We start from the raw sequence: 21,308 nt of genomic DNA, 5'->3' as shown, positions 1-21,308 counted from the left end.
CCTCTGGGAGGCGATCCGCGGCTAGACATCAAATGAGGGGCACGAGCTTAGCGCTCGTGCCCCTCAGGGTTTTAACGGAAACTTGCCGGTCGGCAATCACGCGGCTAGTGCGATACTCAATTAGCGGATGAGCATATCCTCGCCCTTTTGCGTAATCGCCTCGAGGCGCTTGCCGGCTTCTTCCCAATTGACGATGTTCCAGATGGCCTTCACATAGTCGGCCTTCACGTTGAGGTAATCCAGGTAGTAGGCGTGCTCCCACATATCCAGCTGGAAGATCGGGTAAGTACCGAGCGGAACGGTGTTTGCCTGATCGTAGAGCTGGAAGGTAACGAGGCGCTTACCCACGGTGTCGTAGGCGAGAACCGCCCAACCAGAGCCCTGGACGCCTGTGGCAACGTTCGTGAACTGCTTCTGGAAGGCTTCGAACGATCCAAAATCTTGCTTAATGGCGTCGGCGAGATCACCCTGCGGGGTGCCGCCGCCGTCGGGGGAAAGGCCTTTCCAGAAAATGGAGTGGTTGATGTGACCGCCCAGATTGAAGGACAAATCGCGGGTGTACTGGTTAATCGCGCCGAAGTCGTCGTTCTCGCGAGCTTCGGCCAGCTTCTCGAGGGCGCTGTTCGCGCCGTTCACGTAAGTGTTGTGATGCTTATCGTGGTGGATCTCCATGATCTTGCCGGAGATATGGGGCTCGAGTGCTGAGTAATCGTATGGAAGCTCAGGAAGCGTGTATTTGTCTGCCATGAAGTTCTCCTTGCTGATCTTCAATATGCGATGCCATAGCGAAACGCCCGGTTAGCGCGGGGCTTGCCCGCCGCGGGGCGTAATTGAATATGAACATAATCATTGTATGCGAGGCGTGTCACAGGGCTAGCAATTTGCCCGACTTTCCGCGCTTAGCCAAGAACTGCCGGCGCGCGGGGCGCTACTATGCCTTGGGCTCAGCCGGCAACCCAATATGGACGTAGCGACCGGCGCCCGTCAAGGGAACAGCAAGCGGAAGCGGGCCGGTATGAGCGAGGATGCGGCTGCGCGGGTCCGCGATCCACTGCGCGAGTATTTCCGTCTCCTCGATATGGGCGTAACCGCCTGCGCGATCGGGAGGATCACCAATCGTCAGTGTGCGCTCGAGCCGGCTTGCCAGCTCCGGTGGCGTCTCGCCCTCCATTACCCCGGCTGCGGCAACGAGCCGGCCGTATGAAACAATCGCCACTTCCCAGCCCTTTTCGCGCCGGCTAGCGGCGATCGTTTTCGGACTGCTCCACAGCGGCAACAGCCGCTCCCGGCGCCGCGCAGTGGTGATGAGCGAGCGGAGCCGATCCCGCTCGGTGGAGGCTTGCTCGAACTGTTCGGCGGCGGCGAGATCGGCAATTTTGCGCATTTGGTGATCCCAAACGCGTCCCACTTCACCGCGCAGGATTTCACCGGCGCGCGCGGCCGCAATATCCGGTGGATTGATACGCCCGCGCGGGGGTAGAACGCACGGGTGGGGCGAGCTGTGATGGGAACTGAGATGACAGGGCGAATCTGAAAAATCGGGAAGGCGCTCCAGCCGCATTCCGCCCTCCGGCAATCCCGCTTCATCACTAATGAGTTCCTTTGCGCGCCGGGCGGATTTCCCGGAGGGGAAAGGGCCCAGGCAATTCTCAATTTCAGAATGCGCAACCGCCCGTGCCACGCGCAAATGTGGAGGCTTGGAACCGCCCGGCTTCCAATCCAGCGTCAGCCAGGGGCGCGCATTGGGTCGGCGGGAGCGGCGATTATAGGGCGGATCGAACTCTTGAATTTGGCGCAGTTCCAGGACGGAAGCCTCTAAAACGGTTTCGGTGGCCGTCGCCTCCACCGCATGAGCCAAATCGACCATTTCCGCCATTCGCCGCCGTTTTTCGGCGGCGGTGAAATACTGGCGCACTCGCTTATACACATTGACGGACGTCCCCACATACAGTACCTCGCGCTTGGGCCCAAGGAAGCGGTAGACACCAGGCGATTTGGGAAGACCATCGGCCAGCACGGCCCGTCGCCTGCGCCTGGCGGGAACCGGATCCGAGGCGGTGATGAGATCGTTCAAGTGGGTGACGCCGAGCGGTCCGAGCCGCTCAATCATGGTGTAGAGGACGTCCACGGTGGCGCGGGCATCATCCAGGGCGCGGTGAGTGGGGGCGACGGCGGCGTGGCAAAATCCCGCTAGCGTCCCGAGTTTATAGTTGGGGACCTCGTCCCTGGTAAAAATTCGCCGGGCGAGCTTGAGGGTGTCAAGAACCTGCACCGGCGGAAACTCCCGCTCTACCGCCTGCGCCGCACCGCGCAGATGCCCGACGTCGAACCTGGCGTTATGAGCCACGAGCACCACGGGGGAGTCCGCCACCACAAAATCAATAAATTTCGGTAGAGCCTCCGCAATCAGCGGGGCATCGTAAGTCATCGAGGTTGAGATCCCGGTGAGCATCGTAATGTGCGCGGGGATCGGTACCTCGGGATTGATCAGCGTTGAGAACTCGCCTAGGGTTTCCCCGCCGCGAGTCTTCACCGCGCCGATTTCCGTAATTGAGTTCTTCCCCGGCCGCCCGCCGGTGGTTTCCAAATCGACGACGACGAACGTGACATCGCGCAGGTTAATGCCTAAATCCCCGAAAGCGAGCTGGGTGGGGCGGGGGATAGGTGCCCCCTCCCGGTGCACCTGCGCCGGGTCAAGATCCGCGAACCTTTCGCGCTGTTTCCACAATCGCTCTCGAGACATGGCCCAACTCTAAGCGGCGCCTCCGACGCCCAAAATAACTACAGCCGAGCGCCGTCGTCGAACGGATCAGTATCCTCGCGGGCCGGTGAGGTGAGAATAACCGCGGCTGCCACGCACACCAGCGCCGCGCACCCCGCAACCAGAGCGCCCACGGTGCCGTAAGGCAGATAGTGAGTGATGCACAAAATTGCCAAGATAATGGCCACTCCAGCGCCCGCCCACATCCAGCGAGCGGCGGGATGAGCGGGAGTGGGCGGCGGGTTATAAGAAGCGAAAGTTTCGGGGTCGAAACCTTCTTCGAAAGGAACCTCTTCGTCACTACCGTCCGGTGGGGTCCAATCGCGCGGGCCTCTCCCGGCCAACAGGTCTGCCGCATTGCGGAATTGCAAAGGCCCCGGTTGGGCCGGTAGCGAGGCGGACTGCTCGGGCATTTCCTTTTCCAGATCCGCGGCTAGGCGCTCCCAGGCGGCATCGAATTCGGCGTCGTTCATTCCATCGGATCTTTGGTCCATAGGATCTAGCTTAGCGAGCTGTAGGATAGCCGTGTATGGCTGTGTTTTCGCCCGCGAGCGATTCCGGCCGCCATTTTCGAGAAACGGAAGGTTTAAGGATGACTGTCCGCCGCGTTGCTTTACTTACCGCTGGGGGATTTGCCCCCTGCCTTTCCTCCGCCGTCGGGGGACTTATCGAGCGCTACACGGAGGTGGCGCCCGATGTGGAAATCATTGCTTACCAGTACGGTTACCACGGGCTCCTCACCGGTAATTACATCACCATCGACGGCGAGGGACGCAAGCAGGCGAAGGTTTTGCACAACTGGGGTGGCTCGCCGATTGGAAACTCGCGAGTGAAGCTCACCAATAAGGCCGACCTCGTCAAGCGCGGACTGGTTCCCGAGGATGTCGATCCGCTCGAGTTCGCCGCGAACCGCCTGGTCGAAGACAAGGTCGACGTTCTACACACGATTGGCGGCGACGATACGAACACCACCGCCGCGGATCTGGCGAAGTACCTCGAGGATAACGGCCACCACATGGTTGTGGTCGGCCTGCCCAAGACGATTGATAACGATATCGTTCCCGTCAAGCAGTCGCTCGGCGCCTGGACGGCGGCGGAAGAATCCGCCAAATTTGCCTCCCACGTGATTGGTGAGCATCGCTCCAACCCGCGCATGCTTATTGTGCACGAGGTGATGGGGCGCAACTGCGGTTACCTCACCGCCCAGGCGGCGAAGTACTACCACGATTGGGTGGGCAAGCAGGAATGGGCCCCGGCGCTGGGCTTGACCAAGGAACGCTGGGACGTGCACGCCGTCTTCCTTCCCGAGATGCATATCGATATCGATAAGGAAGCGCAGCGCTTGAAGGGTGTGATGGACGAAATCGGCAACGTCAATATTTTCCTTTCCGAAGGCGCTGGCGTTGATGAAATCGTGGAGGAAATGAAGGCCGCCGGTGAAGAAGTCCCGGTCGATCCCTTCGGCCACGTGAAGCTCGACCTCATTAATCCCGGCCAGTGGTTCGCTAAGCAGTTCGCTGAAAAGCTCGGAGCGGAGAAGGTAAACGTGCAAAAGTCCGGATACTACTCGCGCGCTTCGCACGCCAACGCCGAGGATCTGCGTCTTATTAAGGGCATGGTGGACCTCGCCGTCGAGTGCTCGCTGGCAGGTAAGCCCGGCCTGATTGGCCACGACGAAGAGAACGGGAACGTGCTCACGAATATTGATTTCCAGCGCGTTGCTGGTCACAAGGCGTTCGACGTCACCACCGATTGGTTCGTGGAAACGATGGAGTCGATCGGCCAGGAAATTGAGAAGAAGTAAGGGATAGCAAGAAAAATAAATGCTTGCGAGCGGCCCGCGTGATGCCTTGCGCCTCACGCGGGCCGTATTCATGCGACCGGGGCTTTACCGATAAACTCGCGTCTATGTTTGAAGACGCAGATGAGAAGACCCTCGCCGCGATTGAAACGTGGAAAGAAAAACCCGCCAAGCATCAGCCCGATTATGATGATCCGGTCGATTTGGAGGCGGTGATCGGGCATCTGCGCGCGCTCCCGCCGCTGGTGTTCGCCGGTGAGGCCGATCAGCTTAAAGAACAGATTGCGGCCGCCCAGCGTGGGGAGGCCTTCGTTCTTTTTGGTGGCGATTGTGCGGAATCTTTTGAGAAGACGACGGCGAATCGGATCCGGGCGAAGGTACGGACCATGCTGCAGATGGCGGCGGTGCTCACCTACGGCGCTTCGGTGCCGGTCGTGAAAATTGGGCGTATGGCTGGCCAGTACTCCAAGCCGCGCTCCAACGCGACCGAAACGCGCGACGGCGTTACCCTCCCGTCCTATTTGGGCGATTCGATCAACGGTTTTGATTTCACCGCGCAGTCGCGCCGGCACGATCCGCAGCGCCTCAACGAGGCGTATCTCTACTCGGTGGCAACCCTCAACCTCATCCGCGCCTTCACCAAGGGTGGCTTTGCGGACCTGGGCGAGGTCCACTCCTGGAACCGGGGCTTTATGGCAAACCCGGCTTACGAGAAATATGAGAACGTAGCTCGGGAAATTGACCGCGCAATCCGGTTTATGAAAGCGGCCGGGGTCGATATGAACCAACGCGATCTGACCGAAACGGACTTCTACTGTTCGCACGAAGCACTCGTTTTGCCTTACGAACACGCGATGACGCGCATTGATTCGCGCACCAAGTTGCCCTATTTGACCTCGGCGCATTTCTTGTGGATCGGGGAGCGCACTCGCGGGCTGGACGAAGCTCATGTGGAGATGCTCTCCCATGTACGCAATCCAATTGGGGTGAAGCTGGGGCCCAACGCATCGGCCGAAGACGCCGTGGCCCTCATCGATAAGCTCAATCCCGATGGTGAGCCGGGGCGCCTAACCTTCATCACCCGCATGGGCGCAGCGAAAATTGAGGAGAAACTTCCGGCACTGGTGGAGGCCGTGAGCGCCGATGGTCGGCCGGTGTGCTGGGTCAGCGATCCTATGCACGGCAATACCATCAAGGCTTCGAACGGAATCAAAACTCGCCGGCTCGATGATATTACCTCGGAAATCCGCAGTTTCTTCCGCGTCCACAACCAATTGGGAACTCACCCGGGCGGCATTCACCTGGAGTTGACCGGAGACGATGTGACGGAGATTCTGGGCGGATCTGAGGAAATCTTCGAAGAGACGCTTGCCAATAACTACGAGTCCCTGGTTGATCCGCGGCTCAACCACCAGCAGTCTCTCGAGCTGGCGTTCCAGGTAGCCCAGATGCTGCGGGGAATACGCCTCTAAGCTGGCGCGCTCTGCAGTAGCGCTACGGCCGGAAGGTACTGCGGCGGGGCGGCAACACTACATGCCGGCGGCGCTACTTCCCCGCGGAGACCGTGACCGTTACAGTCTCTGCCTCATTCACAAGCGTGCCCGCGGCCGGATCGGTGGCAATAACCGTTCCGGCCGCTTCGTTCGCGGTGACCTCTTCGCTGGAGGTTTCTAAGCCCAGCTGCTCTAACCTGGCTCTGCCATCCGTAATGGAAAGCCCGGTAATATCCGGAATCTCAATCGAGGGCTTTTTTAGCGCACTCGTACCGGCCCACGCGCCAAGGCCGAGGGCACAGGCGAGGAAAACCAGCGCAAGGGTAATCACTGGCCACTTCCGCCGGGCCGGGCGCGCTCCTGAATTTGTTTCGAGCGGGCTTTGGGCGCTCAGCGCGCTACTGGATGCGGCGGGGAATATCATTTGCGGCTGGCCCGTGTGCGATCCTTCGGGCCACCGGGCGTGCACGCCGAGCGCGGCGGTGGGGCTATCCGCCCCGTCCAGGGGAGCCGTGGGCGCGGGCCCGGCTGCTGGGGCAGTCTTATGCGGTACCGGCGGCTCAGACTCGGGGCGATTTGCCGGCGTAGGCAAAGCGCGTAATAGCACATCCTCCGGCAGGCCAGCGCGAAGTTCTAGCAGTTCTCGCAGTCCGCTAGCGCCGTCGGGAATGCGGCGAGCGGGATCCTTTGCGGTGAGGCGGGTGAGGAAACGGTCAATTTCCGGCGGTAGCCAGCCGCCAAGCGCGCGAAGCAGGGGAAGCGGACGGTTGACGTGCTGATAAGCCACGGTCACTGCACCTGTACCGATAAATGGCTGATATCCGGCTAGTAACTCGAAAAGCATGATCCCCGCGGCGTAGATATCGACCGCCGGGGTGATCGATCCGTTGGAGATGACCTCCGGAGCTACGTAAGCCGGGGTGGCAAAGCTCAGCGCACTCGAGGTGGCTCCCGCAACCGCCCGCGCCAAACCAAAATCTGCCACCTTTACCCGAAGGTCTGGATTGGCTGAATTGAGGTCAATCTGGGTGGAAAGAAGAGTGTTTCCCGGTTTGACGTCGCGGTGGATAATTCCGGCGTCGTGCGCCGCCGCGAGGGCGCGCAGAATCTGCTCGGCAATCAGTAGCGCGGTGGCGAGGTTAAGGTTTCCCAAGCGGCTGAGCTCAGCGCGCAAATCCGGCCCGGGAACGTATTCCATCACGATATAAGCCTGCGATGACGTGGGCGTTTGCCAAAAGCCTTGGTCATGAATCGCCACCACATTGGGGCTAGAGATCCGTGCGGCGCTACGTGCCTCGCCGAGGAATTTACGCGAAAACTCCGCTTGCTGTGCCAAATGCGGGTGGAGGAATTTCAGCGCGACGCGACGGTCGAGGAGCTCGTCAATTCCCAGAAACACGGTCGACATTCCGCCCGCGGCGAGGTGGCGGGTAATGCGGTAGCGGCCGTTAATGACGGCGCCGATCGAGGGAAGAGAGCTCACAGGCATAGCTTAGGGCGGCGCCGAGAATTTTTAGAGACGCTGGGCTGCGCGCAAAACGCGCAACACGTACTTTTGCGTGGACGGATATGGGCCCATCCGCTGAACCGAGCGCAGGCCCTGGTGGTAGGCGGCGATCGCCTCGTGAGTAGATTCGGTGTGGCGCTGGAGATAACGAATAATTGCCACGCCGGCAGTGATGTTATCCGCGGTGCTACATACATCAAGTTCGCGTCCCACCAGCTTCTCTGCCCAGCGCAAGGAAGGGAGGACGATTTGCATGGGTCCGACGGCGCCCGTGTGCGAAACCATTCCGGCATCGAAGCCGGATTCAATATAGGCATGCGCCATGGCGAGCTTGGGGCTCACTCCCATAATGGCGGCGATATGGCGAACCATATCCTGTGTTTCCACTCGGCTGGGGAGAACCATGCGGCTCAGGCGCTCGCGAAGCTCGGCCGGCGTCACGTCACACCGAGGGTGTAGCACCCGAACGTTGCTCATCCCCATAAGACCTCACCTTCGCTGGCGTATCCGCGGGTTGCGGTGCCATTGTCTACGGCCCGCGGCTCATTAGCGTTGGTGTGCGCCGTCGGGCAACCGTTACTCCTGTGACAATAGTGCAAGTTGGTGCAAAAGTCACGATTGTATTACAGGAAAAACGCGATTTCGCCCCGGGGTGGGCGTGCCACCCGAAGCGCGCGGGGGTGGATCGATAAAGTAGAGGCGTGACTACGAGTGACATCACATGGCTAACACTGCCTGAAGTAAGCGATCGCCTCGATATCTCCCAGCGGGAAGTCCGTAGCCTCATCCGTGATAATCGCCTTTTGGCGAGCAAGGGCGAGGGCGGCACATTGGTGGTGGACGCGCGGCAACTGACCGAAAAGAATGGCGCGGAAGTGCCGCTTCCGGCCATGCGCGGCACCCTCATTATGCTGCGGGACGCCGGTTACTCCAGTGACGAGGCCCAGCAGTGGCTTTTGCGCGAGGAACCGGAGCTGGCGGAAAGTCCTATGCAGGCGTTGCTTGACGGCAAGGTACACGCGGTGCGCCGCGTTATCTCCGGGCTGGGTTTCTAGGTCGGGTGGTTTTTGGCTCACTGGGCTTTTAGCCTGCCGGATTTCTAGCCTGCCTCCCCGATTGCACCGAGTGCCTCGAGCTGGTTGCGCAGAAGGAGCGCCGCCTGCTCGGGCAGGCCTTCCAGAGCTGTTGCCGCCTTTTCCTGCCGCTCCCGAATCAGCGCGTTGTGCCGCTCGCGCGCACCCGAGCTGGTAAATAAGTCTCGCACTCGGCTGACCTCGCTGGCCTGGAGTGGACGCCCGCGCAGGGAGCCAAGCCACGCGATCTCGCCTTGGCTGAGGCGTTCTTCGGCAAGCGCTCGCAGTACGGTTCTTTTTCCCTCGGTAATATCGTTGGCCGCGGGCTTGCCGGTGTGCTCGCTTTCGCCGAAGATCCCAATGTCGTCGTCGCGCAGTTGGAAGGCTTCCCCGAACGGTAGGGCGAACTCTTCCAGTTGTTGTTCGACGCCGGAGTTCCCGTCTGCCAGGCGAGCCCCGATAACGAGGGGGTAGAGGGCCGAATAAGACACCGTCTTATAGCGGATGACCTCGAAGGCGGTTGCGAGCGGGTTCGCCTCGGGCTCTACTTCCGCGCGCAAGTCGAGATACTGGCCGTAGGCGACTTCTTCGCACATCGTTATAAATGCCTCGAGCGCGGCGGTTCGCTTAGTGACAGCAAGTTCCCGAAAAGCCAGGGCGTTGATTGCGTCGCCCGCCACCACGCCAATTCCGGTACCGAAATGGCGCGCGTCTCCCTGCCATTTTCTTTCTTGGTGCAGCTGGGTGAAAGTCGAATGGACGGTGGGAACCCCGCGGCGCAGATGGGATGCATCAATAATGTCGTCGTGGATAAGGGCGCCCAGATGGAACAACTCCACCGCCGCGCCCGCTCGGGTCGCGCGCGCGCAGGCATCGCGGGAGAATTCCGCGCCGGAGGCGAGAAGTCCGGTGAGAACCAGCATGGCGCGCAGGCGCTTGCCGCCGCGGCTTAGTGCCAGGCAGGACTCGATGAGGTCACTGGCGGATCCCGGCGTTTCCTCGGATTCGAGTGTGATGCGCTCCAGAGAAGCGATTCGCGTGGCAATCCGGGTTTCAATATCACGGCGATAGTCATCGATGCTTGGTTGCATGAGGCCACTTTACAGGGCCGTTCCGACTCGCCAGGAAACGGCGGCGACGGCGCGGAGCGTTCCACAGATCGGGTTGTGTACCTCGCTGTCCACAGGGAGCTGAGGTGAGCCATCGGGAGAAAAGAAACTCCGTTTGGATATTCCTCATGGAGACAATCACATTGAAGAGGCCAGCGGAGGCCCTCACCGTTATTCCGCATCTTCTGGGATTTTACCCCACGCATCACCTTGTCGTCTTTGGCGCCGAATGTGATCCCCAAGGGCCGGCAGCGAGCGTTGCGCATTCGGGTCCGCTTATGAAAGTTGATCTCCGAGGTGGCCCGGTGACCTTTGAAACCGCCCTGGAGTTAGCCAGCGGGGTAGAAGTGTGCCGTATGCGCAGGGTCATTATTGCGGCCTACGTGGAGGATGTGGAGACGATAAGCGACTCACCTCACTTTGCGAGCCTGGCCGCCACCGTCTCCATGGTGTGCGACCGGCTCGAAATGATGTGGGAGACAGATTCAAACGGGTGGTCGCTCGACGTTTTTGTGGCCGACGAGCACGGCTTCTACGATCTTTCCGAAGATAAGACCTATCGCTGGGACGTGCTCGATTCAAGTGAAGCGGCGGCCAGCCTGGTCTATGCGGGCTCGGCGCCGCTCACCCAGGAACCTTCCATCCGCATCGAACGCAAAAGTAAAACGCGGCGGCAAAATGCTACCCGCACCTGCGAACAACAGCTCCAAGAAGGGCGCCATAACCGCATATTTTCCACCTGGGATAGCCTTATTCGCCGTTTTATTCGCTACCGCAGCAAAGGTAGGAGCGCTCGGCTACCGGAGGTCAGCTCACGAGAGGCGGGGCTGGCGCTAGCCGGGTTGAAATCAATTGAAATTCGCGACCGCATTCTTTCTCTCGCGCTCAGTAGTGAACCGCTGGTTCCTCTCAACGAGGTGGATCTTTCAAACTCCGCGGAGCTCAATGCGCAAGAGATGCCGAATATCGAACGGGCGCGGGCCTTCCTTATGATCTTCGACGAAATTGCGGGTTTCGCCTCCGAAACCGATCCCGCGCCGCTGGCGTGCGCAGCTTATTTGGCCTGGTGGATTGGGATGACTTCGCTGGCGGCCCAACGAACGCGTGAGGCTCTGGTCGCTGATTCAACATACTCATTGGCGATGCTCCTCAATAATGCCCTGCAGTGGAGTTCGCTTCCGCCGTGGCTCTCTCCGGCAATCTGTGATGAGGCGCCCGATCTCCAGGATGATGACGAGGAAGCCATCGAGGAATACGAAGAGGAGTGCGAGGGAAACGAGGCGGAGGCCGACGACGACGCAGCATAGCTCGCCGATGTGGTTCGAAACACGTTAGAAAATGCTGGGAATGGAAAGCCGCGCGGCGGCGTTTGGCTACATAGATCAAAATTTACCGGTATGATCCTTTGGTTTTAAAACCACTATTCGCGAGCAGAAAGGCGTCACGTGGCAACTAAGGCAGCCAGCACGAACAAGCTATCGGCCCAGGTCGAGGACTCGGGCGAGGCGAAAGAAGCATCGGCGAGCACACAGAAGGCCACGGCCAGCCGCAAGCCGCGGGCGAAGGCGGGCGCCGCCAAGAAGGCCTCGAGCTCGGAGAAGAAGCCGACGAGCCGGTCCAAGAAGGCCAGCGCTGAGGCAAAGGAAGCGCCGCAGACCGAAGAAAAGGCTGCCGCTACCAAGAAGTCGGCCGGTGCGGCTAAGAAGTCGGCGAATACTGCAAAGAAGTCTGCGAGCACTGCGAAGAAGACGGAAGGTACTGCGAAGAAGACGGAAGGTACTGCGAAGAAGACGGAAAGCACGGCCAAGAAGACTGCCGGCACTACTAAGAAGTCGGCGGCTTCCAGGGCTAAGTCTGCCTCCGCTTCCGACGGTAAAACCACTGCTGGGAAGAAGAACGGGGGAACCAAGGCGGGCGCTAAGGCGAAATCCGCCAAGGCTTCGCAAGCCAGCGAAGAGCTCCAGGAAGATGCGGTCAAGCCGGGCGACGAGGTAGATGAGGACGTCGAGACCGCCCAAACTCCGGAAGATATCGATGACATTGACGATCTGGAGGATGAGGATCTCGACGAAGAAGATCTCGATCACGAAGATCTCGATGACGAATACGACGAGCATTCCGATGACTCTGAGGATTCCGAGCCCGAGGAGGATGAAGAGGAAGAGGGGGCGCCGAAGGATAAAGACTCCGCTGATTCCACTCCTCGGAAGGGCGTCAAGGGATCGTTCACAGTTAAAGATTCTGACGAATCGGATGAGCCGGCGGTTCGCGTGCACGTGGCTGGCGCAACAGCCGATCCGGTGAAGGATTACCTCAAGCAAATTGGCCGCGTCGCTCTGCTCAATGCGGCCGAAGAGGTGGAGCTTTCCAAGCGAATCGAAGCCGGGCTCTACGCTCAGCATCTGCTGGACGAGGGCGATTTCGATCCGCAGGAGGATCGTCGCTATATGCGCGAGTTGCGGATTATCGCTCGCGATGGTCGCTCGGCGAAGAACCACCTCTTGGAGGCAAATTTGCGCCTGGTGGTTTCCCTTGCCAAGCGCTATACCGGCCGCGGGATGCTGTTCTTGGATCTGATCCAGGAAGGGAACCTGGGCCTGGTGCGCGCGGTGGAGAAGTTCGATTACACCAAGGGTTATAAGTTCTCCACTTATGCCACCTGGTGGATTCGCCAGGCAATCACTCGCGCTATGGCCGATCAGTCCCGTACCATCCGCATCCCGGTGCATATGGTCGAGGTCATCAATAAGCTGGCCCGCGTGCAGCGCCAGATGCTGCAGGATTTGGGCCGTGAGCCCACGACGGAGGAGCTGGCGCACGAGCTGGATATGACTGAAGAAAAGGTTGTGGAAGTTCAGCGCTATGGCCGCGAGCCTATTTCCTTGCACACTCCGCTGGGTGAGGATGGCGATTCGGAATTCGGAGACCTGATTGAGGATTCCGAGGCTGTGCATCCCGATGACGCGGTTGGTTTCACCCTGCTGAAGGAACAGCTACAGCAGGTGCTCGATACGCTCTCCGAACGTGAGGCGGGCGTAGTCTCCATGCGCTTTGGACTTACCGATGGTCAGCCCAAGACGCTGGATGAAATTGGCAAGGTGTACGGGGTGACCCGCGAGCGTATTCGCCAGATCGAAAGCAAGACGATGTCGAAGCTACGCCACCCCTCGCGAAGCCAAGTCCTGCGCGATTATCTGGACTAAACCGCGGCCCGGCCGGACCTTAGAAAAGCTTGTCCGGCCAGGCTAGGTTGACCCCAGCACGCAGGGCCGAGCTCCAGGCGGCGGGATTAAAAGTGCGGCCATCGCGTGAAACGGCGACCTTTTCGTAGCGTTCACCGGTGGCCTCGTGCTCGAAATATCGTTGCAAAAGCTTCGCTGCGGTCCAGGCATCGGCGAGAGCGCGGTGGTGCTCCGTTACGGTAATACCCGCCCGGCGGCTGGCTTCCACCAACGAGTGGCGGCCGGCGGGCAGGTAAATCTTCGAGAGCTCCATGGTGCAGACCGTCGCTTGTTCGGGAATTGCGAAGGAAAACGCGACGCGTTCAAAAGCGGCGTTGAGGAAAGAAACGTCAAAGCGTGCATTATGCGCCACGACCGCTCGCCCGCGCAGGCGTTCCTTAATTGCCGGGAGAAGCGCGGCGAATTTGGGTGCGCCGCGTAAATCTTCCTCGGTAATACCGTGAATGAACTGCGCGCCGATTTTTTCACCGGGTGAAAGCTCGGGCGTGACCAGGCTCGACCATTCCGCTTCGCTTTTTCCGCTGGCATCCAAGTTGACAATCGCAATCTCCAAAATCCGATCCCGCTTCGGATCCAGTCCAGTGGTTTCAAGGTCGACGACGGCGAACCCACCGCGTGCGGACGGCGCGAAAGGGGAGGTAGCGGGTGCGATATTCATAACACGCATTCTACGGGGAGAGATGGGAACAACCCTCATTTCGCCTCGCCCGGTGCAAATGCGCCAAATCACAAGTTTCCCGGGTGGTGAACCGTGACGGACAACCAGGAATTTTCTTCGCCTTTAATGCTTTGATGGGTATGTGAGTATGACAGTAACTGAAATGAAACCCCTGACGACTCAGGACCGGTGCGACGCTTGCGGCGCGCAGGCCTACGTGCGCGTGGAGATGCCATACGGTGAGCTTTATTTCTGTGGGCACCATGCCTCGCAGCATCTTGAGAAGCTGCGTGAATCGGCGCTCGAGATTCAGGATGAACGCGATCAAATTGACAAGTAGGCGATAAGCAAACGCGGGAAGCCGCCGGAGAGAGTCCGGCTCCCGGCTTTCGCGTGCAAATATGGAGCGCCCGAGTATAGAGACGGTGCCTCCAGATAAATGTAGACCTCAGACGGGCGGCCAGCTGGCCGCCCGTCGCGCGTGCGGGAAGTTTCTCGTTCACAGGTAGTCTTCCGCTCGGTTGGCATCGTATTTGCCGCCGGCTTGCCGACCCTGCGGAGCGCGACAAGTCTAAGTGAGAAGTCCCAAAATATGTTCTTTTCGGCGTGGTGGCGCCGATTTTGCCCCTCTCGATCGTTAGGATGAAACGCGTGTCAACTTCCGAAGCATATACAGCGCGGCATCTCCAGGTCCTCGAAGGCTTGGAGGCCGTCCGCAAGCGTCCCGGTATGTACATTGGCTCCACCGATTCGCGCGGCCTCATGCACTGCCTGTGGGAACTCATTGATAACGGCGTGGACGAAGCTCTGGAGGGGTTTGCCACCGAAATTCTAGTGACGCTCTATAAAGACGGCTCAGTGGAAGTAGCAGATAACGGGCGCGGAGTTCCGGTTGATGAGGTTCCCGGCGTGGGCCTCTCCGGCGTCGAAGTGGTGTACACAAAGCTGCACGCAGGCGGAAAATTCGGCGGTGGCTCTTACTCCGCATCCGGTGGCCTGCACGGCGTGGGTGCCTCGGTTGTTAACGCACTTTCTGCCCGCATGGATGTGCAAGTAGATCGCGGCGGCAAAACCTACCAAATGCAGTTCCGGCGCGGGGAGCCGGGGCGTTATAGCTCGGCTGGTGCCCCTTCGCCAAGCGCAGACTTCGAGCCCTTCACCCACGGTTCTGAGCTCGACGTCGTCGGAAAAGTAGCAAAGAATAAGACGGGCACGAGGGTTCGGTACTGGGCGGATCCGGAGATTTTCCTCGCTAACGCGCAGTTCCAATACGACGAGCTGGTTGAGCGAGTGCGGCAAACGGCGTTCCTTATCCCGGAGCTGGCCATCACCATCGTCGATGAGCGAGAAATTACCGGGACGCCCGGTGAGGATGGGCGCTACGAAGAGACTTTCCAGTATCGCGGTGGAATTACGGATTTCGTGGATTTCCTCGCCGGCGATCCGGCACTGACCGCCACCATGCGCCTGCAGGGGGAGGGCACCTTCGTAGAAAACGTGCAGGTGCTCGACGAAGAAACGAAGCATTTGAAGGCGCGCGAGGTAGAGCGGGTCTGCAAGGTGGACGTCGCTCTGCGCTGGGGCACGGGATATGACACCACGGAAGAGTTCTTCGTCAATATCATTGCCACTCCCGGCGGAGGAACCCATCAGCAAGGCTTTGAGACCGGGCTGGTGAAAACCATTCGGGCGCTGGTGGAAAAGAACTCGCGCAAGCTCAAGATTTCCGCCAAGGAACCGCGCATTGAAAAGGACGACATTATGGCGGGGCTTACCGCCGTCGTCACGGTGCGGCTGGAAGAACCGCAGTTTGAGGGGCAGACGAAGGAAATTCTGGGAACCGCAGCCGTTCGGTCGATCGTTTCGAAGGTCGTAGCGAGCGAACTCGAGAAGATTCTTTCCTCCAGCAAACGCGACCAAAAGACGGAAACGTCGCGGCTACTGGAAAAGGTTGTGGCGGAGATGCGGGCCCGCGTGGCCGCGCGCGTGCACAAGGAGATCTCGCGGCGAAAGAATGCGTTGGAGAATTCCACCTTGCCGGCGAAACTCGCCGACTGCCGCTCGGAGGACGTACACAAAACCGAATTGTTTATTGTGGAGGGCGATTCGGCTCTCGGCACGGCAAAGCTGGCGCGTAACTCCGAGTTTCAGGCGCTGCTTCCCATCCGTGGAAAGATCCTCAATGTGCAAAAGGCATCGCCCGCGGAGATTCTAAAGAACGCCGAGGTTTCGTCGATTATTCAGGTGGTGGGTGCCGGTTCGGGGCGCACGTTCGACGTCGACGCCGCTCGCTACGGCAAGGTTATTATGATGACCGATGCTGATGTGGACGGCGCGCATATTCGCACCCTCCTCCTCACGCTGTTCTTCCGCTATATGCGTCCGCTGGTCGAGGCCGGCCGCGTCTACGCCGCCGTGCCTCCGCTGCACCGGGTGGAAGTAGCTGGCCGCGGCGGTAAGAAGGGGCGGTATATCTACACCTACTCCGAAGATCAGCTCCACCGAGAGTTGGCGAAGCTGGAGAAGGCCGGTAGTAGCTATAAGGAACCGATCCAGCGCTACAAGGGGCTGGGAGAAATGGACGCCAATCAGCTCGCCGAAACCACCATGGATCCGGTCAAACGCACCTTGCGGCGAGTGAGAATTGAAGACGAGCAGGCGCTCCAGGAAGCGGAGGCCGTTTTCGATATGCTCATGGGTAATGAGGTGGCGCCGCGGCGCGAGTTTATTGTGGACGGCGCGGATCAGGTATCTCTGGAGTCCATTGACGCCTAGCCTCGGCGCCCGCGAACCGCGGCGGATAAATGGCATAGAGTAGGGCGCAAGTAACGCTTGCAGCAGGGACGCACAACCACACGAGGAGAGCTATGACGGCGCATCTGGAGGAGCTCGGACCCGCAAATATCGCTGAGATCCACGAGCTCATCGAGCTGGTGCAAGAATACGATGGCGCGTCGTTCCGAACCTCACCGGCAGAAGTGCGTAGCTTCTTTGATCCCGCCCGCGAGCATGTTGCTTTTGGCGCGCGCGGAGAAAGCGGACGCCTCGAGATGTACGGTATGGCCCGGCTTTTTGATACCGCCGGTAGCCACCCGTCCGTGATTATCTCCGGCGTCGTACACCCGGCCGCTCCCCGGGAAAGGGTCAAGGAACTTGCCGCCCAACAGGTGAAGGCGGCGCGCGCGCTGGCCGTGAGCCAAGACCAGCAGGTTATCGCGGTGGCACATTTAGAGCCGTGGGAGGCAGAGCGGATGAGCGTCTTGCGGGCGTTCGGTTTTACCCACGCCTACAGTTACGTGCAAATGCGCCGCTCGTTGCGAGCCTCCTTGCCCGAATACACTCCGGCACCGGGCATTGACTTCGTGCCCATAACCCGTGAGCAGGATGCGACCGTGCTCGGTGCGCACAACTCTTTCCACGGCGAAAAGCTCGACTACGCGGTAATGACGCCCGAACAGTGGGCAACCGAACGCGCTTTTATGGACAGGGACTGGAGCTTTTTGGCAGTGGACCGGCGCGGGGATCGCCCGCGCGTCGTCGGGTATATTATCGCCGCCCGCTACGAGCAGGATTGGCAGAGCCTGGGCTGGAAAGAGGGCTATATCGACGAGCTTTCCGTGCGCTCGACGGCGAACGTCACCGCCGGACTACTCATTGCCTCGATGCGCGCCCAGCGCGATGCGGGCATGCGCTACACCTCAATGGACGTCACGATTGACCACGGCCCGGACGCGCAGGATGCGGAGGAGCGTATTACCGGTTACGAGGAAATTGGCTTCTCGCCAACCACCGAAACCAAGGTGCTCATCAAGCCGGTGGAGCTGGCTTAGCGGCGGGTGGCTAGGAGCGGCGCCTACCTTTCGTGCAGCGGGTGGCTTGAAGCGGCGCCTACCTTACGGGCGGCGCTTGCCTAGATACCGATGGCGTGCACGGTGACGTCCAGAGCGGTGCCAGAGGCATCGCGCCGCTCATCTACCTCCGGCAAGGCCGCCGGTTGGCCGGCGGGAGTAATCGCGCGGAGCGGCTCGGGTCCAATGTAGGCCAGCTGGAGCTCATCTTCACCCTTGAGGAAGCGCTGGGCACGTACACCCATGGTGGCCCTTCCCTTGGCGGGGAAGCGATCGAGCGGGGTTACCTTGGCCGATCCGGGAACGGTGCCGGGCAAGGCATCCGCGCTACCGGCAATCGTCACCACGTAGGCGCCGGAAACATCATCGCCGGGTGCAATACCGAGCGCAATTGCCCGTGCATCGCTGGCCATGTTAATGCCCGCGATGCCTTGACCGGCGCGGCGCTGGGCACGCACCAGGGAGGCCTCAAAGCGCAGAAGTTGCGCATCCGAGGAGACAATAACGATTTGATCGGTATCGCGGCTAAATCCCGCGCCCACCACCGAGTCGCCGTCCGCCAGGGTAATGACGTCGGTGGAGACACGCCCGGCGGGTAGCGGCTCCGAAAGCCGCTTGATCTTACCGGCCGCGGTAAGCAAGGTAAGTAAGCCAGGCTCACTCGGCCCGGCCTTCGGTGCCGTTTTGCCGTCCGCATCAGCATCGCCGGTTTCTTCAGTTTCGGCGGAATCATTGCCGGTACTAGCGAAGGTCACAATCGCCAAGGCTTTTTCATCCTTTTCCAGTCCGGCGAGTTCGTGGGCGCGCGATCCTCCCGCCAGCGCCGGTAGGCCGGCGGCGTCGGGCACCGCCGGGATAGTCAGCACATCAACCGAAACCACTCGGCCGTGGCTCGTCACCAGCCCAATCTGCCCTCGGGCGGTGGTGAGCCCCATGCTCGTCACCGCATCGTGCGGGGCGCGCGGCCCGCTACGGGCCGGGACCTCGCCAGAGGTAGTGCGCGCCAGAAGACCGGTTCCGGAAAGCATCACCCAGGTCGGCTCGTCCGCCACCTCCAGCGGAACATCCGCTGCCAGGGTTTCCGAGCCGTCAGATTCCAGCAAAATCGTGCGCCGCGGGGTACCGTATTCGCGCGCTACCTCCGCCATCTCATCGCTGACCACGGCTTCCAGCCGATCGCGGGAAGCCAGGATTTCCTCAAGCTCGCGGATCTTTTCTTCTAGCTCGCTCTTGCGTTCTTCAAGTTCAATTTGCGAGTACTTCGTCAACCGTCGCAACCGTAGCTCAAGGATGTATTCAGCCTGTTGCTCGGAAAGATCGAAAACCGCCATGAGGCGCTCTTTGGCTTGCGGAGTATCGTCCGACGAACGAATCACCGCAATCACTTCGTCGATATTGAGGACGGCAATAAGTAGGCCCTCGGTGAGGTGGAGGTCATCACGGGCCTTGCCCAGGCGATGCTCGCTCCGGCGTCGTACCACCTCAAGGCGATGATCGATAAAGACCTGTAGCAACTGACGCAGCCCGAGGGTCTGGGGCTGGCCCCCCACCAGCGCCACGTTATTTATGCCGAAAGAATCCTCCAGCGGGGTGTGCTTATACAGCTGGGCGAGCACCGCCTCGGGATTGAAGCCGTTCTTTACCTCCACCACCAGGCGGGTGCCGTGGTGACGGTCGGTAAGGTTTTGCACGTTAGATACGCCCTTGACTTTCTTCGATTGCACCGCGGTTTTCAGCTTGTCGATCACCTTCTCCGGGCCCACGAGGTAGGGAAGTTCGGTGAAAATAATGCCCTTTTTGCGCGCGCTGACCTTCTCGATTTTTGCGGTGGCGCGGGTGCGGAAGGTACCGCGTCCGGTCTCATATGCTTCGCGGATTCCATCCAAGCCCACGATCTTTCCGCCCTCGGGAAGATCCGGCCCGGGGATAAAGCGCATGAGCTCGTCGAGCGTGGCCTGCGGATGTTTCAGCAGATACTGCGCGCCTTGCACCACCTCGACCAAATTATGGGGAGGCATATTGGTTGCCATGCCGACGGCGATTCCCGAGGAGCCGTTGACGAGCAGATTGGGTATCGCGGAAGGCAAAACCGAGGGTTGGCGCAGGGTGTTGTCGTAATTAGGCACCATATCGACGGTGTTTTCGTCCAGACCCGCGAGCATGGCGAGGGCGGCGGGCGCCAGGCGTGCTTCGGTGTAGCGGGAGGCGGCGGGTCCATCGTCAAGAGAACCGAAGTTACCGTGCCCATCCACCAGCGGCAGGCGCATGGTGAAAGGCTGGGCCAGGCGAACCATAGCGTCATAAATCGCGGTATCGCCGTGCGGGTGGAGCTTGCCCATTACGTCGCCCACCACGCGCGAAGACTTGACGTGCCCCTTATCGGGGCGAAGGCCCATTTGCCCCATCTGGAAAAGAATGCGCCGCTGTACGGGCTTCAGGCCGTCGCGCGCGTCGGGGAGTGCCCGGGCGTAAATAACCGAATAGGAGTATTCGAGGAAGGACGAGCGCATTTCGTCCGAGACGTTTACCTCGACAACGTGTTCTTTCGGATGCGTAGTTCCAGTTTGGGCCATTGCCTAATTATCGCGCATTTCCGCGCAAATTCGAGGAAGCGGCGGCGGAGCGGCGCAAGAATTCGGGTGAGAAATCCGACGCTACCCGCGCCCGGTAGAGTAGCGCTATGAGTTTTGTGACGCCCACATCCCGTTCAATTCGCGCGGTGCTTTCGGCCGCCTGTGGCGCGATGGGATGGGAGGTTGAATCGTCGGGGCGCACCGGCGCGCAAGATGCGGTAGAACTCGATCTGATCGGTGCCGAGCGAGTTTGCATTGTGATCGTTGACGGCCTGGGCTACGAAAACCTGGGGGAGCGGCTCGCCTATGCGGCAAATCTGCGCGGCTGGGAGCATCAGGAGCCTCTCTTCTCCATGATTCCTTCGACGACGGCGGCTTGCCTCACCGCCATTGGAACCGGCCAGCTACCGGGGCGAACCTCCATGCTCTCCTATGCATTGCGCTCACCGGCTACCGCCCGCAGCGTTTCTTTGCTGAGCTGGCAAAACGTGGGGATTGAGCCGGAGGAATGGCAGCGCGAGCGCGGCATTGCCGAGCAACTGGATGCCGCCGAACGCGAGCGAGTGGCGGTATTTCAGGATGTTCGATTCGCCGGCTCGGCCCTTACCCGCGCGGCTTGGAAGGGAATGCGCCATATTGGGGCCGATCGCTTGGATGATCGGATTGCGGCGGCGGCGGAGTTCTTCGGCCGGCAGGACGGCAAAGTGGGCGTGTTTTACTGGTCCGAGGTTGATCACGCCGGTCACGAACACGGTGCGCAATCCGAACAGTGGGCTCGGGCGCTGGAGGAACTCGATCGGGGGCTGGGGAAACTTCGCCGCGCTCTGCCGCGCGGAAGCAGGATCGCACTGAGCGCCGATCACGGCATGGTTGATCCCACCGAGCGGATCGACATTGCCGAGTATCCGGAGTTGCGGGAGGGCGTTGATCTGGTTTCGGGAGAGGAGCGCGGATTACATTTGTACACCGCGGACCCCGAAGGCGTGGCGCGGCGCTGGCACGAAGCGCTCGGGGAGCGCTCGCTTATTTACACCAAGACGCAGGCAATCAATGCCGGATTGTACGGCGAGGTTACCGAGTTTTCGCGCCAGGTGATGGGCGATGTGCTCGCCTATCAGCACGGCTCGCTCAGCATTGTGGATTCGCGTAGCCGCCTGCCCGGGCGACCCTTTATGAAGGGCGTGCACGGCTCGCTGACGCGGCGCGAAATGCTGGTTCCCTGGGTTCAGGCGGAGAGCTAGCG

17 protein-coding genes are annotated in these 21,308 nt (G+C 60.4%); 9 read left to right on the top strand and 8 right to left on the bottom strand.

The genetic code is table 11. The features are described from left to right. Positions 1–120: 120 nt before the first annotated feature. From BN2664_RS00615 to BN2664_RS00605, 3 genes are all read right to left on the bottom strand, one after another. Complete coding sequence (locus BN2664_RS00615; protein ID WP_007000281.1) at positions 121–747, bottom strand: superoxide dismutase; 627 nt, start codon at positions 745–747, stop codon at positions 121–123. A gap of 184 nt (positions 748–931) precedes the next feature. Next, complete coding sequence (locus BN2664_RS00610; protein ID WP_007000280.1) at positions 932–2,743, bottom strand: DEDD exonuclease domain-containing protein; 1,812 nt, start codon at positions 2,741–2,743, stop codon at positions 932–934. 38 nt (positions 2,744–2,781) lie between these two features. Next, entirely contained in the window at positions 2,782–3,255 is a 474-nt protein-coding gene (locus tag BN2664_RS00605) for a hypothetical protein (RefSeq protein WP_007000279.1), read from the bottom strand. Between the two features lie 98 nt (positions 3,256–3,353). On the opposite strand from BN2664_RS00605, the gene BN2664_RS00600 reads away from it, so the two are divergent. Continuing rightward, entirely contained in the window at positions 3,354–4,565 is a 1,212-nt protein-coding gene (locus tag BN2664_RS00600; protein WP_040316914.1) for a pyrophosphate--fructose-6-phosphate 1-phosphotransferase, read from the top strand. A 104-nt stretch (positions 4,566–4,669) separates the two neighbouring features. Further along, a complete protein-coding gene (locus BN2664_RS00595; RefSeq protein WP_040316913.1) occupies positions 4,670–6,034 on the top strand; it encodes a class II 3-deoxy-7-phosphoheptulonate synthase in 1,365 nt (454 codons plus the stop codon). 73 nt (positions 6,035–6,107) lie between these two features. Here the strand turns inward: BN2664_RS00595 and BN2664_RS00590 are convergent, their stop codons facing one another. Then, the gene (locus BN2664_RS00590) at positions 6,108–7,538 is read right to left on the bottom strand and encodes a protein kinase domain-containing protein (RefSeq protein ID WP_040316912.1); all 1,431 of its coding nucleotides are present in this window, start codon (positions 7,536–7,538) and stop codon (positions 6,108–6,110) included. A 30-nt stretch (positions 7,539–7,568) separates the two neighbouring features. Then, the gene (locus tag BN2664_RS00585; protein ID WP_007000275.1) at positions 7,569–8,039 is read right to left on the bottom strand and encodes a lytic transglycosylase domain-containing protein; all 471 of its coding nucleotides are present in this window, start codon (positions 8,037–8,039) and stop codon (positions 7,569–7,571) included. A 224-nt stretch (positions 8,040–8,263) separates the two neighbouring features. Between BN2664_RS00585 and BN2664_RS00580 the strand changes: the two genes are divergently transcribed. Further along, positions 8,264–8,617, top strand: coding sequence for an Rv2175c family DNA-binding protein (locus BN2664_RS00580; RefSeq protein ID WP_007000274.1), 354 nt, complete (start codon positions 8,264–8,266; stop codon positions 8,615–8,617). A 44-nt stretch (positions 8,618–8,661) separates the two neighbouring features. On the opposite strand, the gene BN2664_RS00575 is transcribed toward BN2664_RS00580, so the two are convergent. Then, the gene (locus tag BN2664_RS00575; protein WP_007000273.1) at positions 8,662–9,726 is read right to left on the bottom strand and encodes a polyprenyl synthetase family protein; all 1,065 of its coding nucleotides are present in this window, start codon (positions 9,724–9,726) and stop codon (positions 8,662–8,664) included. Between the two features lie 161 nt (positions 9,727–9,887). On the opposite strand from BN2664_RS00575, the gene BN2664_RS00570 reads away from it, so the two are divergent. Beyond that, positions 9,888–11,051 (top strand): DUF4192 family protein, encoded by a 1,164-nt coding sequence (locus tag BN2664_RS00570; protein ID WP_162137556.1) that lies wholly within the window; start codon positions 9,888–9,890, stop codon positions 11,049–11,051. A gap of 138 nt (positions 11,052–11,189) precedes the next feature. Next, on the top strand, positions 11,190–12,947 hold the full coding sequence (locus tag BN2664_RS00565) for an RNA polymerase sigma factor (RefSeq protein ID WP_007000271.1): 1,758 nt from the start codon (positions 11,190–11,192) through the stop codon (positions 12,945–12,947). Positions 12,948–12,966: 19 nt separating this feature from the next. On the opposite strand, the gene BN2664_RS00560 is transcribed toward BN2664_RS00565, so the two are convergent. After that, a complete protein-coding gene (locus tag BN2664_RS00560; protein WP_155856422.1) occupies positions 12,967–13,644 on the bottom strand; it encodes a 3'-5' exonuclease in 678 nt (225 codons plus the stop codon). A gap of 148 nt (positions 13,645–13,792) precedes the next feature. Here BN2664_RS00560 and BN2664_RS00555 point away from each other — a divergent pair, with 148 nt between their 5' ends. From BN2664_RS00555 to BN2664_RS00545, 3 genes are all read left to right on the top strand, one after another. Further along, the gene (locus BN2664_RS00555; RefSeq protein WP_007000269.1) at positions 13,793–13,984 is read left to right on the top strand and encodes a DUF7455 domain-containing protein; all 192 of its coding nucleotides are present in this window, start codon (positions 13,793–13,795) and stop codon (positions 13,982–13,984) included. A gap of 302 nt (positions 13,985–14,286) precedes the next feature. Continuing rightward, the gene (locus BN2664_RS00550; RefSeq protein WP_040317036.1) at positions 14,287–16,419 is read left to right on the top strand and encodes a DNA gyrase/topoisomerase IV subunit B; all 2,133 of its coding nucleotides are present in this window, start codon (positions 14,287–14,289) and stop codon (positions 16,417–16,419) included. Between the two features lie 92 nt (positions 16,420–16,511). Beyond that, entirely contained in the window at positions 16,512–17,474 is a 963-nt protein-coding gene (locus BN2664_RS00545; RefSeq protein WP_007000267.1) for a hypothetical protein, read from the top strand. A gap of 80 nt (positions 17,475–17,554) precedes the next feature. On the opposite strand, the gene BN2664_RS00540 is transcribed toward BN2664_RS00545, so the two are convergent. Continuing rightward, positions 17,555–20,065 (bottom strand): DNA gyrase/topoisomerase IV subunit A, encoded by a 2,511-nt coding sequence (locus tag BN2664_RS00540; RefSeq protein ID WP_007000266.1) that lies wholly within the window; start codon positions 20,063–20,065, stop codon positions 17,555–17,557. A 107-nt stretch (positions 20,066–20,172) separates the two neighbouring features. On the opposite strand from BN2664_RS00540, the gene BN2664_RS00535 reads away from it, so the two are divergent. Next, complete coding sequence (locus BN2664_RS00535; RefSeq protein WP_007000265.1) at positions 20,173–21,306, top strand: alkaline phosphatase family protein; 1,134 nt, start codon at positions 20,173–20,175, stop codon at positions 21,304–21,306. Positions 21,307–21,308 lie beyond the last annotated feature (2 nt).

The sequence above is a fragment of the Actinobaculum massiliense genome (genome assembly GCF_001457435.1).
Taxonomy (GTDB): Bacteria; Actinomycetota; Actinomycetes; order Actinomycetales; family Actinomycetaceae; genus Actinobaculum; species Actinobaculum massiliense.
This window is presented reverse-complemented; position numbering and strand designations above follow the sequence as displayed.

Bases quoted from the DNA above. Each gene is read 5' to 3' on its own strand.
- BN2664_RS00535 (WP_007000265.1), top strand. From the start codon at position 20,173: ATGAGTTTTGTGACGCCCACATCCCGTTCAATTCGCGCGGTGCTTTCG.
- BN2664_RS00595 (WP_040316913.1), top strand. From the start codon at position 4,670: ATGTTTGAAGACGCAGATGAGAAGACCCTCGCCGCGATTGAAACGTGG.
- BN2664_RS00575 (WP_007000273.1), bottom strand. From the start codon at position 9,726: ATGCAACCAAGCATCGATGACTATCGCCGTGATATTGAAACCCGGATT.
- BN2664_RS00615 (WP_007000281.1), bottom strand. From the start codon at position 747: ATGGCAGACAAATACACGCTTCCTGAGCTTCCATACGATTACTCAGCA.
- BN2664_RS00610 (WP_007000280.1), bottom strand. From the start codon at position 2,743: ATGTCTCGAGAGCGATTGTGGAAACAGCGCGAAAGGTTCGCGGATCTT.
- BN2664_RS00540 (WP_007000266.1), bottom strand. From the start codon at position 20,065: ATGGCCCAAACTGGAACTACGCATCCGAAAGAACACGTTGTCGAGGTA.
- BN2664_RS00545 (WP_007000267.1), top strand. From the start codon at position 16,512: ATGACGGCGCATCTGGAGGAGCTCGGACCCGCAAATATCGCTGAGATC.
- BN2664_RS00555 (WP_007000269.1), top strand. From the start codon at position 13,793: ATGACAGTAACTGAAATGAAACCCCTGACGACTCAGGACCGGTGCGAC.
- BN2664_RS00600 (WP_040316914.1), top strand. From the start codon at position 3,354: ATGACTGTCCGCCGCGTTGCTTTACTTACCGCTGGGGGATTTGCCCCC.
- BN2664_RS00560 (WP_155856422.1), bottom strand. From the start codon at position 13,644: ATGAATATCGCACCCGCTACCTCCCCTTTCGCGCCGTCCGCACGCGGT.
- BN2664_RS00550 (WP_040317036.1), top strand. From the start codon at position 14,287: ATGAAACGCGTGTCAACTTCCGAAGCATATACAGCGCGGCATCTCCAG.
- BN2664_RS00605 (WP_007000279.1), bottom strand. From the start codon at position 3,255: ATGGACCAAAGATCCGATGGAATGAACGACGCCGAATTCGATGCCGCC.
- BN2664_RS00585 (WP_007000275.1), bottom strand. From the start codon at position 8,039: ATGAGCAACGTTCGGGTGCTACACCCTCGGTGTGACGTGACGCCGGCC.